A 16,714-nucleotide genomic window follows, 5' to 3' on the forward strand; every position below is an offset into this window, starting at 1 on the left:
GCTCCCATCAGACACAATCTTTTGAATCATACCGTAAAACCGCGGTGAGATAAGGCGGCAAACGCCGAAGTGTGGCAAAGATTGCACTTCAGAACGGCATTCCAGGGTGGTAGCGCCACTTTTCATCCAGCGCGCTGCCCTGCCCACCGCGCTGTTGCAGATAAGCACCGACCGCCTGCATGCCACTCCAGCGGTTTTCGCACCACAGCGGCGCCAGCAGCGTCGGCCGACGGGCGCTGGCGGAAAGACGGTGATACACCACCTCGCCCGGCGTGTGGCGGATCATCTCCCCGGCGCTGACGGCGTAGTCCTCCAACGCCAGTTCGGACAAGCGCCCGGCGCGCCACGCTCGTGCCAGGGTACTGCCGGTCACGACGTGCAGCGGATGCAGTTTGATGCCATCCACGCCAGTCTCCACCACCCGCTGCAGCGTGAGCAGATGATCGCGCTGATTTTCTCCCGGCAGCCCGACGATCAGATGGCAGCACACCTTCAGCCCGCGCTGCCGGGCCAGCCGCGCCGTCTGCTGATAACAGCGAAAATCATGGCCGCGATTGATGCGCTTCAGCGTTTTATCGTGCGCCGTCTGCAGCCCCAGCTCCAGCCACACTTCATAGCCTTGCTCGCGGTATCCCGCCAGCAGATCCAGCGCGGCGGGCGGCACGCAGTCCGGCCGGGTGCCGACGCACAGGCCGACCACGGCGCTCTGCGCCAACGCCTGCCGATACATCGACGCCAGCCGTTCGATCTGCGCATAGGTGCTGGTATAGGCCTGGAAATAGGCCAGATAGCGCCGCGCCCGATCGACCCGCGCGGCCTGCTGCGCCAGCTGTTCGTCGATGCTCTGGCGCTGCATCGCTTCATCGGCGAACGAGGCGACATTGCAGAACGTACAGCCGCCGCGCCCCAACGTGCCGTCGCGGTTAGGGCAGCTGAATCCGCCGTGCAGCGTGAGTTTATGGATCTTTTCGCCATAGCGGCGCTGGAGATCTGCGCCAAACATATTGACTAATTGCGGCAACTGCATAATCTTGGTGATTCTCTGTGTTCAAAGCCGCGATGCTAATAAGAAACGGCTTTTCCCGCGATGACAGAGATCAACGCTTTCCCCGCAAGGCGCCACCAGGCATAACTATTCATCATAAACGCAAATCAATTCACTATAATTCTGATGAATTATTCTAATCGTCACGCAACCGTTAACGGCAATATGACAACACGGTGAAAAATAGTCATAAACATCAGCCAGGCAATATCTTATAGAATAAAATTCTGGCATTAACCCCCGCACTAGCATGGTGCAGAGATTAAGGGGTTGCACTATAGTGAGACAGCTCACACTTCTGCGGGGATCGGTGTTGCCCCACGACAGTGCAAAAATGCATTAAATTACTTATTTATCAAATAAATAAACATCATTAATTCGATAAGAATCTATCTTAAGCCCACATTTGACCTGCGAATTCTTTCTCGCTAAGTTGGAAGTCCGCTGGAAGCTTTCTGGACGGGCAAACGTCTCGTCATATTTATGCAGTAATTGAAGACTCCCTCTTAAAACAAGTCCTATACCACTTGTGAGACCGTCACGAGAGGCCATTGATGGAGGGCGGAAAAGCAGATTGGCGGGGTTAACTTGCTGATTGGACTTCTGCCTGAAATTGGGAAGCCCCCTCGCAGTAGGTTGTGAGAGTCACGCAGAGCCTGGGGAGGTTCACGATATGTTGTACGATAAATCCCAAGAGAGGGACAACTGTGGTTTCGGCCTGATCGCCCACATAGAAGGCGAACCTAGCCACAAGGTGGTGCGCACCGCCATTCACGCGCTGGCCCGCATGCAGCACCGCGGCGCGATCCTGGCCGACGGCAAGACCGGCGACGGCTGCGGCCTGTTGCTGCAAAAACCCGATCGCTTCTTCCGCATGGTGGCGGAAGAGCGCGGCTGGCGTTTGGCCAAGAACTACGCCGTCGGCATGATGTTCCTCAGCCAGAATGAAGAGGAAGCGCGCCTCAGCCGCCGCATCGTGGAAGAAGAGCTGCAAAACGAAACGCTGTCGATCGTCGGCTGGCGCGAAGTGCCGACTAACCCGGACGTGCTGGGTGAGATCGCCCTCTCCTCCCTGCCGCGCATCGAGCAAATCTTTGTTAACGCCCCGGCCGGCTGGCGCCCGCGCGATATGGAACGCCGCCTGTTCGTGGCGCGTCGCCGCATCGAGAAACGCGTGCAGGATGACAGCTTCTACGTCTGCAGCTTCTCCAACCTGGTGACGATCTATAAAGGCCTGTGCATGCCTGCGGATCTGCCGCGCTTCTATCTCGATCTGGCGGACCTGCGCCTGGAGTCGGCCATTTGCCTGTTCCACCAGCGCTTCTCCACCAACACCGTGCCGCGCTGGCCGCTGGCGCAGCCGTTCCGCTACCTGGCGCACAACGGCGAAATCAATACCATCACCGGCAACCGCCAATGGGCGCGTGCCCGTACCTACAAATTCCAAACGCCGCTGATCCCGGATCTGCAGGCCGCCGCGCCGTTCGTCAACGAAACCGGCTCCGACTCCAGTTCGCTGGACAACATGCTGGAGCTGCTGCTGGCGGGCGGGATGGATCTCATCCGCGCCATGCGCCTGCTGGTGCCGCCGGCCTGGCAGAACAACCCGGACATGGACGGCGATCTGCGCGCCTTCTTCGACTTCAACTCGATGCACATGGAGCCGTGGGACGGCCCGGCCGGCATCGTGATGTCCGACGGCCGCTACGCCGCCTGTAACCTCGATCGCAACGGCCTGCGCCCGGCGCGCTACGTGATCACCAAAGACAAGCTGATCACCTGCGCCTCCGAAGTCGGCATCTGGGATTACCAGCCGGATGAAGTGGTGGAAAAAGGCCGCGTTGGCCCCGGCGAGCTGATGGTGATCGACACCCGCAGCGGCCGCATCCTGCACTCAGCGGAAACCGACAACGATCTGAAAAGCCGCCACCCGTATAAAGAGTGGATGGAGAAAAACGTCAAACGCCTGGTGCCGTTCGAAGATCTGCCGGACGATCAGGTCGGCAGCCGCGAGCTCGACGACGCGCAGCTCGAAACCTACCAGAAACAGTTCGGCTACAGCAGCGAAGAGCTGGATCAGGTGATCCGCGTGCTGGGCGAGATTGGCCAGGAAGCCACCGGTTCGATGGGCGACGATACCCCGTTCGCCGTGCTCTCCAGCCGGCCGCGCATCGTTTACGACTACTTCCGCCAGCAGTTCGCGCAGGTCACCAACCCGCCGATCGATCCGCTGCGCGAAGCGCACGTCATGTCGCTGGCCACCAGCATCGGCCGTGAAATGAACGTGTTCTGCGAAGCCGAAGGCCAGGCGCACCGCCTGAGCTTCAAATCGCCGATCCTGCTGTACTCCGATTTCAAACAGCTCACCACGCTGGAAGGCGAATACTATCGCGCCGAGACGCTCGATCTGACCTTCGATCCGCAGCAGCAGGATCTGGAGCAGACCATTCGCGCCCTGTGCGACGAAGCGGAACGCAAGGTGCGCGAAGGCGCAGTGCTGTTGGTGCTGTCCGACCGCGCCATCGCGCCCGGCCGCCTGCCGGTACCGGCTCCGATGGCTGTGGGCGCCGTGCAAACCCGCCTGGTGGAGAAGAGCCTGCGCTGCGACGCCAACCTGATCGTTGAAACCGCCAGCGCCCGCGATCCGCACCACTTCGCCGTGCTGCTCGGCTTCGGCGCGACCGCCATCTACCCGTACCTGGCCTATGAAACCCTGGCCAAGCTGGTGGACAGCCAGGCGATCGACAAGAAATACCGCGACGTGATGCTGAACTACCGCAACGGCATCAACAAGGGTCTGTATAAGATCATGTCCAAGATGGGCATCTCGACCATCGCCTCTTACCGCTGCTCCAAGCTGTTCGAAGCGGTCGGCCTGCACCGCGATCTGGCGGATCTATGCTTCCAGGGCGTGGTCAGCCGCATCGGCGGCGCCAGCTTCAGCGACTTCCAGCAGGATCTGCAGAACCTTTCCAAGCGCGCCTGGCTGAAACGCAAGCCGCTGGAGCAAGGCGGCCTGCTGAAGTTCGTACACGGCGGCGAATACCACGCCTACAACCCGGACGTGGTGAACTCACTGCAAAAAGCGGTGCACAGCGGCGAGTACAGCGACTACCAGGCCTACGCCAAGCTGGTGAACGAGCGACCGATCGCCATGCTGCGCGATCTGCTGGCCATCACGCCGAAAGGTGAACCGATCCCGGTCGATCAGGTCGAACCGGCGGAGTCGCTGTTCAAACGCTTCGACACCGCGGCGATGTCGATCGGCGCACTGAGCCCGGAAGCGCACGAGTCGCTGGCGATCGCCATGAACGGTCTCGGCGGCTTCTCCAACTCTGGCGAAGGCGGCGAAGATCCGGCACGCTACCGCACCAACAAGGTGTCGCGCATCAAACAGGTGGCCTCCGGCCGCTTCGGCGTGACGCCGGCCTACCTGGTGAACGCCGACGTGATCCAAATTAAGGTCGCGCAAGGCGCCAAGCCGGGCGAAGGCGGCCAGCTACCGGGCGACAAAGTCACTCCGTACATCGCCAGATTGCGTTATTCAGTGCCGGGCGTGACGCTGATCTCCCCGCCGCCGCACCACGACATCTACTCGATCGAAGATCTGGCGCAGCTGATCTTCGACCTGAAGCAGGTCAACCCGAAGGCGGTGATTTCGGTGAAACTGGTGTCCGAGCCGGGCGTCGGCACCATCGCCACCGGCGTGGCGAAAGCCTATGCCGATCTGATCACCATCGCCGGTTACGACGGCGGCACCGGCGCCAGCCCGCTGTCCTCGGTGAAATATGCCGGCTGTCCGTGGGAACTGGGCCTGGTGGAAACCCAGCAGGCGCTGGTGGCCAACGGCCTGCGCCACAAGATCCGCCTGCAGGTGGACGGCGGCCTGAAAACCGGCGTGGACATCGTCAAAGCGGCGATCCTGGGCGCGGAAAGCTTCGGCTTCGGCACCGGGCCGATGGTGGCGCTGGGCTGCAAATACCTGCGCATCTGCCACCTCAACAACTGCGCGACCGGCGTCGCGACTCAGGACGACAAGCTGCGCCGCGATCACTACCACGGCCTGCCGGAACGCGTGACGAATTACTTCCAGTTTATCGCGCGTGAAACCCGCGAGATCATGGCCCAACTGGGCGTGAGCCAACTGGTGGATCTGATCGGCCGCACCGAGTTCCTGACCGAGCTGGACGGCATCTCCGCCAAGCAGAACAAGCTGGATCTGTCGCCGCTGCTGAAAACCGCCACGCCGCATCCGGGCAAAGCGGTGTACTGCACCGAAAGCAGCAACCCGGCGTTCGACAAGGGCCTGCTGAACAAAGAGCTGCTGGCGCAGGCGCAGCCGTACATCGAAGCGAAGCAGGGTAAAACCTTCTACTTCGACATTCGCAACACCGACCGCTCCGTGGGCGCCATGCTGTCCGGCGCGATCGCCGACGTGCACGGCGATCAGGGCATGGCGGCCGATCCTATTAAGGCGCACTTCTCCGGCACCGCCGGGCAGAGCTTCGGCGTTTGGAACGCCGGCGGCGTCGAGCTGACCCTGACCGGCGATGCCAACGACTATGTCGGCAAAGGCATGGCCGGCGGCAGCATCGCGGTACGTCCGCCGATCGGCTCCGCCTTCCGCAGCCATGAAGCCAGCATCGTCGGCAACACCTGCCTGTACGGCGCCACCGGCGGCAAGCTGTTCGCCGCCGGCCGCGCGGGCGAACGCTTCGCGGTGCGCAACTCCGGCGCCATCACCGTGGTGGAAGGCATCGGTGACAACGGCTGCGAATACATGACCGGCGGCATCGTCTGCGTCCTGGGTAAAACCGGCATCAACTTCGGTGCGGGCATGACCGGCGGCTTCGCCTACGTGCTGGACGAAGACGGCGAGTTCCGCAAGCGCGTGAACCCGGAGCTGGTGGAAGTGCTGGATGTCGATCAGCTGGCGATCCATGAGGAGCACCTGCGCGGCCTGATCACCGAACACGTGCAGGCGACCGGCTCTTCCCGCGCGGAAGAGATCCTGGCCAACTGGCCGGAATGGGCGCCGAAGTTCGCCTTGGTCAAACCGAAGTCCAGCGATGTCAAAGCGCTGTTGGGTCACCGTAGCCGTTCCGCAGCCGAGCTGCGGGTGCAGGCGCAGTAAGAGGTAGGTCATTAATGAGCCAGAACGTTTACCAATTTATCGACCTGCAGCGTGTTGATCCGCCAAAGAAACCGCTGAAGATCCGCAAAATCGAGTTCGTCGAGATCTACGAACCGTTTTCGGAAACCCAGGCCAAGGCCCAGGCGGACCGCTGTCTGTCCTGCGGCAACCCGTATTGCGAGTGGAAGTGCCCGGTGCACAACTACATCCCGAACTGGCTGAAGCTGGCCAACGAAGGCCGCATCATGGAAGCGGCGGACCTGGCGCATCAGACCAACAGCCTGCCGGAAGTGTGCGGCCGCGTATGCCCGCAGGATCGCCTGTGCGAAGGCTCCTGCACCCTGAACGACGAGTTCGGCGCGGTCACCATCGGCAATATCGAGCGCTACATCAGCGATAAGGCCATCGAAATGGGCTGGAAGCCGGACATGTCGCACGTGCAGCCGACCGGCAAGCGCGTGGCGATCGTCGGTGCCGGCCCTGCCGGGCTGGCCTGCGCCGACGTGCTGACCCGCAACGGCGTCAAAGCGGTGGTGTATGACCGTCATCCTGAGATCGGCGGCCTGCTGACCTTCGGTATCCCGGCCTTCAAGCTGGAAAAGGAAGTGATGGTCAAACGCCGCGGCATCTTCAGCAAGATGGGCATCGAGTTCCAGCTGAACACCGAAGTGGGCAAAGACATCAGCATGGAGACCTTGCTGAGCGAGTACGATGCGGTGTTCCTCGGCGTCGGTACCTATCAGTCGATGCGCGGCGGCCTGGAGAATGAGGAAGCGCAGGGCGTGTACGACGCGCTGCCGTTCCTGATCGCCAACACCAAGCAGCTGATGGGCTATGAAACCGAGCAGCACGAGCCTTACGTCAGCATGGAAGGCAAGCGGGTAGTGGTGCTGGGCGGCGGTGATACCGCCATGGACTGTGTGCGTACCTCGGTGCGTCAGGGCGCGACGCAGGTCGTCTGCGCCTACCGCCGCGACGAGGCCAACATGCCGGGCTCCAAGCGCGAAGTGAAGAACGCGCGGGAAGAAGGGGTGGACTTCCAGTTCAACCTGCAGCCGCTGAGCATCGAACTGAACAGCGCCGGCCGCGTGGCCGGGGTGAAAATGGTGCGCACTCAGCTGGGCGCACCGGATGCCAACGGCCGTCAGGCGGCGGAGCAGGTACCGGGTTCCGAACACGTTATCGACGCCGACGCGGTGGTGATGGCGTTCGGCTTCCGCCCACACCGTATGGACTGGCTGGCGGCGCACGACGTGCAGCTCGATAAACAGGGCCGCATCGTGGCGCCGGAAGGCAGCGACAACGCATTCCAGACCAGCAACCCGAAAATCTTCGCCGGTGGCGACGCGGTCCGCGGCTCCGACCTGGTGGTGACGGCGATCGCCGAAGGCCGCAAAGCGGCTGATGGCATCATGAACTACCTGGAAGTGTAAACCTTCCGTACCGCCAAAGGCCCGGCACGTTGCCGGGCCTTTGTTTTAACCGGCCACGCTTTGTAACAACCGCCCCTCTCCTCACTGCCTCAACGCGCTATAGTATTGAGTTAGCACCATTGCAGGGCGCGGCTGCGCCTGACACCGAGATAAGGATAGCGAACATGAAATGCTCCATTTCCCTGTTGGCCGGCGCGCTGCTGGCCGTCAGTTTCAGCGCCTCAGCCCTGGCGCTGGATTCGCAGGAGGTCGGTTACAATATCGAAGCGCGCGGCGCGCGGCCGGTCGTGGCGCAGTTGGGCAAGGCCGGGCAGTTCAGCGCCGTGGAAAACAGCATCCGGTTGGGGGACGACAACTGGATTGCTCTGGCGCCCAAGCTGGCCGGCGGCGGCAATGCCGGATTTACCGCCGGCATTAAATCTGCCCTCTCCGCGGCCCTGATCTACAACCCGGCAGCGGTATTGCAGGCGCTCAACAAAGGCAACGATCTGCCGCTCAATGACATCTGCACCGCGCCACCGGAAGTGCAAGGCGACACCGCCATCACCAGCTTCCGTGAGCGTGCAGCCCACGCGCTGTCCACCGTGCGCGTAGGCGATCTCAGCGCGCCGCGCGATGCCTGCATTGCCGCCTTGAAAGGCTGATCCGCCTCGTCCGGGCAAAAAAAAGCACCCCACGGGGTGCTTTTTCGTTTGTTCACGCGGGCTTATTTCACCACACGCAGCGCCGGGCGGCCACCGCGCGGCGGCTGCGGCGGTTCGTCGTCCGGGCCGTCATCTTCCGCGGTATCCGGGCGATCGCCGTCGATCACTGACATCAGGGTTTCCGAAGGGATCGTCTCATTGTCCAGACCTTCGAACACGCCTTCGCTCTCGTCGTAGGCGGCTTCCGGTTCGAACATCGTGCCGGCGCCGTTTTCACGCGCATAAATCGCCAGTACGGCTGCCATCGGCACCGAAACCTGACGCGGCACGCCGCCGAAACGTGCGTTAAACTGCACGTCTTCGTTGCCCAACGCCAGGTTGCCTACCGCGCGCGGCGCGATATTCAACACGATCTGGCCATCACGCGCGAACTCCATCGGCACCTGAACATCCGGGCGAGTCACGTCGACCACCAGGTGCGGCGTCAGCTGGTTATCCAGCAACCAGTCGTAGAACGCCCGCAACAGATACGGGCGACGCGGCGTCATCTGAGACATGTCCATCGCGCTTAGCCCCGGGTTTGCAGGCGCATTTCACGCTCGGCTTCGGTCAGGGAAGCCAGGAAAGCGTCGCGTTCGAAGACGCGGGTCATGTAGCCTTTCAGCTCTTTAGAGCCGGCGCCGCTCAATTCGATGCCCAGCTGCGGCAGACGCCACAACAGCGGTGCCAGGTAGCAATCCACCAGGCTGAACTCTTCGCTCATGAAATACGGCGTCTGGCCGAAGATAGGCGCGATCGCCAACAGCTCTTCACGCAGCTGACGACGGGCGGATTCCGCTTCCTGACCGCTGCTCTTCTCGATCTTGTCCATCAGCGAGTACCAGTTCTTCTCGATGCGCAGCATCATCAGACGGCTCTCACCACGGGCAACCGGGTAAACCGGCATCAGCGGCGGGTGCGGGAAGCGCTCATCCAGATATTCCATGATGATGCGGGATTCATACAGGGTCAGTTCGCGATCGACCAGCGTAGGCACCGTCTGGTAAGGGTTGAGGTCAATCAGATCTTGCGGCAGGTTATCCATTTCGACCTGCTCGATCTCGACGCTGACACCTTTCTCCGCCAGTACGATACGTACTTGATGGCTAAAAATGTCGGTCGGGCCAGAGAACAGCGTCATTACCGAACGTTTGTTGGCAGCGACAGCCATGAAAACCTCCAAGTTATCTAGAAAATACTGCGAATAGCCAACTGACAGGCTGCTATCCTGAATAATCTTGCCGCAGGCCGGCAGCACGCAGCGCGACCCGAACCCATAAAAAACCGGCCCAGGAGGTCAACTGCACGGCGAACAGGCGCAAAAGTGGATGATAGTTTACCAGATTTTGCTTGTTTTGTGGGGGCAGTGCGGCGAATTCATGTTGAATTGTCTGATATGCCACAGATTTTAGTCGGGGACGGCGGATTTCAGGCATAAAAAAACCCGGTGAAGCACCGGGTTTTTTGCGTAAATCGCACTGCCGAAGCAGCGAAAATTAACGCTTGGAGAACTGCGGACGACGACGTGCTTTACGCAGACCGACTTTCTTACGTTCAACCTGACGAGCGTCACGGGTGACGAAGCCAGCTTTACGCAGTTCAGAACGCAGAGTCTCATCGTACTCCATCAGTGCACGGGTGATACCGTGACGGATAGCGCCAGCTTGACCGGAGATACCACCACCTTTAACGGTGATGTACAGATCCAGTTTGCCAACCATGTCGACCAGTTCCAGCGGCTGACGAACTACCATGCGGGCAGTTTCGCGACCGAAGTACTGTTCCAGGCTGCGCTGGTTGATAACGATGTTACCGTTGCCCGGCTTGATGAAGACGCGAGCGGCGGAGCTTTTGCGGCGACCAGTGCCGTAGTATTGATTTTCAGCCATTGCCATTAATCCCGATTAAATGTCCAGAACTTGCGGTTGCTGTGCCGCGTGATTGTGCTCGGTGCCCGCGTAAACTTTCAGTTTACGGAACATAGCACGACCCAGCGGGCCCTTTGGCAGCATGCCTTTAACCGCGATTTCAATCACGCGCTCAGGACGGCGGGCAATCATCTCTTCAAAGGTCGCTTGCTTGATACCACCGATGTGGCCGGTGTGGTGGTAGTACACTTTGTCTGTACGCTTGTTGCCGGTTACAGCAACTTTGTCAGCGTTCAGAACGATGATGTAATCACCGGTATCCACGTGCGGGGTGTATTCCGCTTTATGCTTGCCGCGCAGGCGACGAGCCAGTTCAGTAGCGAGACGGCCTAAAGTTTTACCATCTGCATCAACAACGTACCAGTCGCGTTTTACGGTTTCTGGTTTAGCTGTAAAAGTTTTCATTAGAAAGCTTACCCAATAATTAGTTACACGTTGGTGAACACCCAAACGCTCGAAAACAGTTGAGGCTCACACGACCATACAAGTCCAGCAAACCTACCCCTTCGAATAGCCATTGCCGGCACTATAAAGTTTTTGGGAAAAAAAACTTTGTTGTAACGTGGGGTCGCAAGATTATAGAGAAGTCGCTCACAAAGATCGAACGGTTTTTGAATGGAAAATAAATTTATCGCCGGCGGCGGACAACCGGCGATATGGCGGCGGCAAGCCCGGCAGATTCAGGGCAGATGCGGCAGCTTGAGGTACTCTTCGCTCTGCATTTCCTGCAGGCGCGACAGGCAGCGCTGGAATTCAAATTTCAGCTGCACCCCCTGATAGATCTCGAACATCGACGCTTCGGCGCCGATCACCAGCTTGATGTGCCGTTCGTAGAATTCGTCCACCAACGCCAGGAAACGGCGCGCGGTATTCTCTTTCAGCGGCCCCATCACCTGCACATTATACAGGATCACGCTGTGATACAGCCGCGACAGCGCGATGTAGTCTAGTTGGCTGCGCGCCTCTTCGCACAACGTGTGGAAATCCACCGCCAGCACGCCGTCCACCGAACGGATCGCCTGCAGCGGCCGATGGTTGATCTGCAGCACCGGCGCGTCATCCCCCGCCTTGCCCGCCAGCTTAACGAACATCCGATCCAGCGTCTCGCGCGTCTGGTCGCTCAGCGGCGTCAGGTAGAGGTGCGCCTGGGTCAGGGTACGCAGACGATAGTCGATGCCGGCGTCGACGTTCATCACGTCGCAGTACTCGTTGATCAGATCGATGGCCGGCAGGAAACGCGCCCGCTGCAGACCGTTGCGGTACAGATCGTCCGGCGGGATGTTCGACGTGGCCACCAGCGTAATGCCGCGCGCGAACAGCGCCTGCAGCAGCGTGGCCAGCAGCATGGCGTCGGTGATGTCGGACACGAAGAATTCGTCGAAGCACAGCACGTCGGTCTCGGCCTTAAACCCGTCGGCGACGATTTCCAGCGGGTTTTCCCGCCCCTGCAACTCGGTCAGCTCTTCATGCACCCGCAGCATGAAGCGGTGAAAGTGCAGACGCATTTTGCGATCGCCCGGCAAACTGTGGAAGAACATATCCATCAACCAGGTTTTGCCGCGCCCGACGCCGCCCCACATATACAGCCCCTGCACCGGGCGCTGTGGCGCCGTGTCGCCGCCCTTGCCCAGCAAGCGGCTGAGCTTGCCGCGCAGCCCGCCGGCAGGCGCGCTCGCCGCCGGCTTTTGCAGTAGAGCCTGATAAATGCGATCCAGTTGAGTCACGGCCCGGCGTTGAACCTCATCGGCCTGATATTCACCCGCATCCAGCGCCTGCTGGTAGCGAGATAACGGTGATAGTGCCTGCATCTGTTCGATGTTCCCTAAGAACGCTTAGAAATTATTTAGCCAACGTTGGCGGCAAGTTGATGCCGATTCGCACCGTTATCGCCACAAATGCCCGCTGCGGGCGCCGCTGAAAACCCTGTAAAAATTAGGTGGAAGCGCATCAGGATTCCACTCGGACAAGGTTAACGGTTATAGTGGATATTATTAAGTGAAAAATCCCTGCGGAACAACGAAGTCAAAATAGGAGTCATCATGACCTGGGAGTATGCGCTGATTGGTTTGGTCGTCGGTATCGTGATTGGTGCGGTGGCGATGCGTTTTGGCAACCGTAAATTACGTCAACAACAAGTCCTGCAGAACGAGCTGGACAAGAGCAAAACCGAGCTGGAAGAGTACCGTCAGGAGCTGGTCGGCCACTTTGCCCGCAGCGCCGAGCTGCTGGATAACATGGCGCGCGATTATCGTCAGCTGTATCAGCACATGGCGAAAAGCTCGAACAACCTGCTGCCGGATCTGCCGATGCAGGAAAATCCGTTCCGCTATCGCCTGACCGAAGCGGAAGCAGACAACGATCAAGCGCCGGTGGAAATGCCGCGCGACTATTCGGAAGGTGCCTCCGGCCTGCTGCGCGGGCAAAGCGCGCGCCGCGACTGATCCCCTTCGCCCGCGGGGCCACCCGCGGGCTTCCTCGCGTTTACCGTCTTGACCTTCCCTCGCATTACCTTTACTGAACTTTGCACGCAAATTCACGGTCTTACCCTTCACTATGACAAGGTGATTGCCTTATCATCAAATTTTCATCGGCAGGTATTGAGAGAGTTATAATCAATGAAGAAAAAGTCGTTAATTCTTAGTGCATTGGCAATGAGCCTCGGCCTGACGCTCAGCTCCGTACCGGTGGCCAACGCGGCCCTGCCCGTCGCCGTTCAGGGGCAGCCGCTGCCGAGCCTGGCGCCGATGCTAGAAAAAGTCTTGCCGGCCGTAGTGAGCGTGCATGTCGCCGGCACTCAGGTGCAGCGTCAACAGCTGCCGGAAGAGTTCAGACGCTTCTTCGGCCCTAACTTCCCCGGCCAACAGCAGAGCTCCCGCCCGTTTGAGGGGCTGGGTTCCGGCGTGATCATCGACGCCGCCAAAGGCTACGTGCTGACCAACAACCACGTCATCAACAACGCCGATAAAATTCGCGTGCAGTTGAACGACGGGCGCGAGTTGGACGCCAAGCTGGTTGGCCGCGATGAGCAATCCGACATCGCCCTGCTGCAGCTCAGTGACACCAAGAATCTGACCGCCATCAAGATGGCCGACTCCGATCAGCTGCGCGTCGGCGACTTTGCCGTCGCGGTCGGCAACCCGTTCGGCCTGGGCCAAACCGCCACCTCCGGCATTATCTCGGCGCTGGGGCGTTCCGGCCTGAATCTGGAAGGGCTGGAAAACTTCATTCAGACCGACGCCTCCATCAACCGCGGTAACTCCGGCGGCGCGCTGGTTAATCTGAATGGCGAGCTGATCGGCATCAATACCGCCATTTTGGCGCCGAGCGGCGGCAACGTCGGCATCGGCTTCGCCATTCCGAGCAATATGGCGCAGAACCTGAGCCAGCAGCTGATTGAATTCGGCGAAGTGAAACGCGGCCTGCTGGGCATCAAGGGCAGCGAAATGACCCCGGATATGGCCAAAGCCTTCAACACCGACGCGCAGCGCGGCGCCTTCGTCAGCGAAGTGCTGCCGAAATCCGCCGCCGCCAAGGCGGGCATCAAGGCTGGGGATATCCTGGTCTCCGTCGACGGTAAACCGGTGAGCAGCTTCGCCGAACTGCGCGCCAAGGTGGGCACCACCGCGCCGGGCAAAACCCTCAAGGTGGGCCTGCTGCGCGATGGCAAACCGCAGGAAGTCTCGGTCACGCTGGACAACAGCGAGAGCGCCTCGACCAATGCCGAAACGCTGTCGCCGGCGCTGCAGGGCGTCTCCCTCAGTAACGGCGCGTTGCCGAGCGGTGACAAGGGTGTGAAGGTGGAGAACGTGGATAAAGGGTCAACGGCGGCGCAGATCGGCCTGCAGAAAGGCGACGTGATCATCGGCGTCAACCGTCAGCGCGTGGACAACATCACTACGCTGCGCAAAGTGCTGGAGGCCAAGCCACCGGTGATGGCGCTCAATATCGTGCGCGGTAACGAAACCATTTATCTGCTACTGCGTTAATTTGTGCAAAAACCGGGCTCGGTGACATACTGCGCCCGGTTAACTCATGCTATCCTCCGAACATCGTTCACCACACCACGAAAACTCCATGTTTGCTAAGCTCTTGCGTTCTGTCGTTATCGGTCTCATCGTTGCCGGCCTGCTGTTGGTCGCTCTGCCCATGCTGCGCTCTTCCAACGGCCTGTTTGCAGAGAAAACCGAGAATACCAGCGACGAAACGCCGGTGAGCTACAACAAGGCGGTGCGCCGCGCCGCCCCCGCCGTGGTGAACATCTACAACCGCAACCTGAACGGCGCCGCCAATGTGCTGTCGCTCGGTTCCGGCGTGATCATGAACGAACGCGGCTATATCATCACCAACCGCCACGTGATCAAAGACGCTCAGCAGATCACCGTGGTGTTGCAGGATGGCCGCCGCTACGAAGCACTGTTGGTCGGCTCCGACGGCCTGACCGATTTGGCGGTGCTGAAGATCGATCCCGGCAATTTACCGGTGATCCCGACCAATAAAAATCGCGTTGCCCACGTCGGCGACGTGGTGCTGGCAATCGGCAACCCGTATAACCTGGGGCAAACCGTGACTCAGGGCATTCTCAGCGCTACCGGGCGCATCAGTATGAGCACCACCGGCCGCCAGACGTTCCTGCAGACCGACGCCTCAATCAACCGCGGCAACTCCGGCGGCGCGCTGGTCAACTCGCTGGGTGAGCTGATCGGCATCAATACCCTGACCTATGACAAAATCACCGACGGCGAAACGCCGGAGGGGCTCGGTTTTGCCATTCCGATCGAGCTGGCCACCAAAATCATGGACAAGCTGATCCGCGACGGCCGCGTGATCCGTGGCTATTTCGGCATTCAGGGCAAAGAGATCATTCCGCTGCGCTCCTCCAATTCCGGCATCGATCGCCTGCAGGGCATCATCGTGACCGAAATTACGCCGAACGGCCCGGCGAGCAGCGCCGGTTTCCAGATCAACGACATCATCATCAACGTGGATAACAAACCGGCGGTGTCCGTGCTGGAAACCATGGATCAGGTAGCGGAGATCAGACCGGGCACCGAGATACCGGTCATCGTGCTGCGCGACGGCAAACGCATTACGCTGAAAATGACGGTGGGTGAATTCCCGGAAGACAGCAATTAAAAAAGGGCCGGCATTGATAGCCGGCCCTTTGATTTTCATCCTGCCGACGCAGTCGCGCCGGCGCTAATGCCTTACTCGCCTTTCACACGCTCGATGTTCGCACCCAGCGCGCGCAGCTTGTCTTCAATACGCTCATAGCCGCGATCGATGTGATAGATGCGATCGACGACGGTCACGCCGTCGGCGATACAGCCGGCGATCACCAGGCTAGCGGAAGCGCGCAGATCGGTCGCCATCACCTGAGCACCGGACAGCTGCTCAACGCCATGGCAGATCACGGTATTGCTCTCGATTTCCGCGTGTGCGCCCATGCGGATCAATTCCGGCACGTGCATGAAGCGGTTTTCGAAGATGGTCTCGGTGATAACGCCGGTGCCTTCCGCCACCAGGTTCAACAGGCTGAACTGGGCCTGCATGTCGGTCGGGAAGCCCGGGTGCGGCGCGGTGCGCACGGTGACCGCTTTCGGGCGTTTACCGTGCATGTCCAGGCTGATCCAGTCTTCACCCACTTCGATATCGGCACCGGCTTCGCGCAGCTTGGCCAGCACCGCATCCAGCGTATCCGGGCGGGTGTTGCGGCACATCACTTTGCCACCGGAAACCGCGGCGGCGATCAGGAAGGTCCCGGTCTCGATGCGGTCAGGCAGCACGCGATACACGCCGCCGCCCAGACGCTCGACGCCTTCGATGGTGATCTTGTCGCTGCCGGCGCCGCTGATCTTCGCGCCCAGCGTATTGAGGAAGTTGGCGGTATCGACAATTTCCGGCTCACGCGCGGCGTTCTCGATAACGGTGGTGCCAGTCGCCAGAGTCGCGGCGCTCATGATGGTTACGGTCGCGCCCACGCTCACCTTGTCCATGACGATGTGCGCGCCCTTCAGACGGCCCTCGACGGACGCCTTGACGTAGCCTTCTTCCAGCTTGATCTCGGCACCCAGTTGCTCCAGGCCGGTGATGTGCAGATCGACCGGACGCGCGCCGATCGCGCAGCCCCCCGGCAGGGAAACCTGACCGCGGCCGAAGCGCGCCACCAGTGGCCCCAGCGCCCAGATGGAAGCGCGCATGGTTTTCACCAGATCGTAAGGGGCGCAGAACTCGTTCACGCCGCTGGCGTCCACGAAGACCGAACCGTTACGCTCAATCTTGGTACCCAACTGGTTGAGTAGTTTAATGGTGGTGTCGATGTCCTTCAGCTTAGGGACATTCTGCAGCTCGACCGGCTCTTCCGCCAACAGGGCGGCGAACAGGATCGGCAGGGCGGCGTTTTTGGCCCCGGAAATAGACACTTCACCGCTCAGGCGGGTCCGACCCTGCACACGAAATTTATCCATCTGACTACTCTCTGTTATCTAATCTGA

The 16,714-nt window shown here is 60.3% G+C and carries 13 protein-coding genes; 6 read left to right on the forward strand and 7 right to left on the reverse strand.

What is annotated here, in order from left to right:
• Positions 1–88: 88 nt before the first annotated feature.
• Entirely contained in the window at positions 89–1,027 is a 939-nt protein-coding gene (locus tag ACMGGW_RS20030; RefSeq protein ID WP_060448033.1) for a TIGR01212 family radical SAM protein, read from the reverse strand.
• 691 nt (positions 1,028–1,718) lie between these two features.
• On the opposite strand from ACMGGW_RS20030, the gene gltB reads away from it, so the two are divergent.
• The 3 genes from gltB to ACMGGW_RS20045 all read left to right on the forward strand — a co-directional run bounded on the left by gltB (position 1,719) and on the right by ACMGGW_RS20045 (position 8,256).
• A complete protein-coding gene (gltB, locus tag ACMGGW_RS20035; protein WP_025304362.1) occupies positions 1,719–6,179 on the forward strand; it encodes a glutamate synthase large subunit in 4,461 nt (1,486 codons plus the stop codon).
• Positions 6,180–6,193: 14 nt separating this feature from the next.
• Complete coding sequence (locus ACMGGW_RS20040; protein ID WP_197832241.1) at positions 6,194–7,612, forward strand: FAD-dependent oxidoreductase; 1,419 nt, start codon at positions 6,194–6,196, stop codon at positions 7,610–7,612.
• Between the two features lie 164 nt (positions 7,613–7,776).
• A complete protein-coding gene (locus ACMGGW_RS20045) occupies positions 7,777–8,256 on the forward strand; it encodes a hypothetical protein (protein WP_025304364.1) in 480 nt (159 codons plus the stop codon).
• A 62-nt stretch (positions 8,257–8,318) separates the two neighbouring features.
• Here the strand turns inward: ACMGGW_RS20045 and sspB are convergent, their stop codons facing one another.
• The 5 genes from sspB to zapE form a co-directional block, all read right to left on the reverse strand.
• Entirely contained in the window at positions 8,319–8,819 is a 501-nt protein-coding gene (sspB, locus tag ACMGGW_RS20050) for a ClpXP protease specificity-enhancing factor (RefSeq protein WP_025304365.1), read from the reverse strand.
• A gap of 5 nt (positions 8,820–8,824) precedes the next feature.
• Positions 8,825–9,466 carry a stringent starvation protein SspA gene (gene sspA / locus ACMGGW_RS20055; RefSeq protein ID WP_025304366.1) on the reverse strand — a complete coding sequence of 214 codons (642 nt, stop codon included), beginning with the start codon at positions 9,464–9,466 and terminating at the stop codon, positions 8,825–8,827.
• Between the two features lie 325 nt (positions 9,467–9,791).
• Positions 9,792–10,184: a 30S ribosomal protein S9 gene (gene rpsI, locus ACMGGW_RS20060; RefSeq protein WP_004937080.1), complete on the reverse strand. Its 393-nt coding sequence runs from the start codon at positions 10,182–10,184 to the stop codon at positions 9,792–9,794.
• Positions 10,185–10,199: 15 nt separating this feature from the next.
• Complete coding sequence (gene rplM / locus ACMGGW_RS20065; protein ID WP_004937079.1) at positions 10,200–10,628, reverse strand: 50S ribosomal protein L13; 429 nt, start codon at positions 10,626–10,628, stop codon at positions 10,200–10,202.
• 275 nt (positions 10,629–10,903) lie between these two features.
• Positions 10,904–12,031, reverse strand: coding sequence for a cell division protein ZapE (zapE, locus tag ACMGGW_RS20070; RefSeq protein WP_197759143.1), 1,128 nt, complete (start codon positions 12,029–12,031; stop codon positions 10,904–10,906).
• Positions 12,032–12,262: 231 nt separating this feature from the next.
• Here zapE and zapG point away from each other — a divergent pair, with 231 nt between their 5' ends.
• The 3 genes from zapG (at position 12,263) to degS (ending at position 15,356) form a co-directional block, all read left to right on the forward strand.
• Entirely contained in the window at positions 12,263–12,664 is a 402-nt protein-coding gene (gene zapG, locus ACMGGW_RS20075; protein ID WP_004937074.1) for a Z-ring associated protein ZapG, read from the forward strand.
• Positions 12,665–12,838: 174 nt separating this feature from the next.
• The gene (degQ, locus tag ACMGGW_RS20080) at positions 12,839–14,209 is read left to right on the forward strand and encodes a serine endoprotease DegQ (protein WP_025304368.1); all 1,371 of its coding nucleotides are present in this window, start codon (positions 12,839–12,841) and stop codon (positions 14,207–14,209) included.
• Positions 14,210–14,297: 88 nt separating this feature from the next.
• Positions 14,298–15,356, forward strand: coding sequence for an outer membrane-stress sensor serine endopeptidase DegS (gene degS, locus ACMGGW_RS20085; RefSeq protein ID WP_025304369.1), 1,059 nt, complete (start codon positions 14,298–14,300; stop codon positions 15,354–15,356).
• Positions 15,357–15,427: 71 nt separating this feature from the next.
• On the opposite strand, the gene murA is transcribed toward degS, so the two are convergent.
• Positions 15,428–16,687: a UDP-N-acetylglucosamine 1-carboxyvinyltransferase gene (gene murA, locus ACMGGW_RS20090; protein ID WP_004937068.1), complete on the reverse strand. Its 1,260-nt coding sequence runs from the start codon at positions 16,685–16,687 to the stop codon at positions 15,428–15,430.
• Between the last annotated feature and the right edge of the window lie 27 nt (positions 16,688–16,714).

Origin of the sequence: Serratia sp. BNK-4 (assembly GCF_048685115.1) — a bacterium.
Lineage (GTDB): Bacteria > Pseudomonadota > Gammaproteobacteria > Enterobacterales > Enterobacteriaceae > Serratia > Serratia bockelmannii.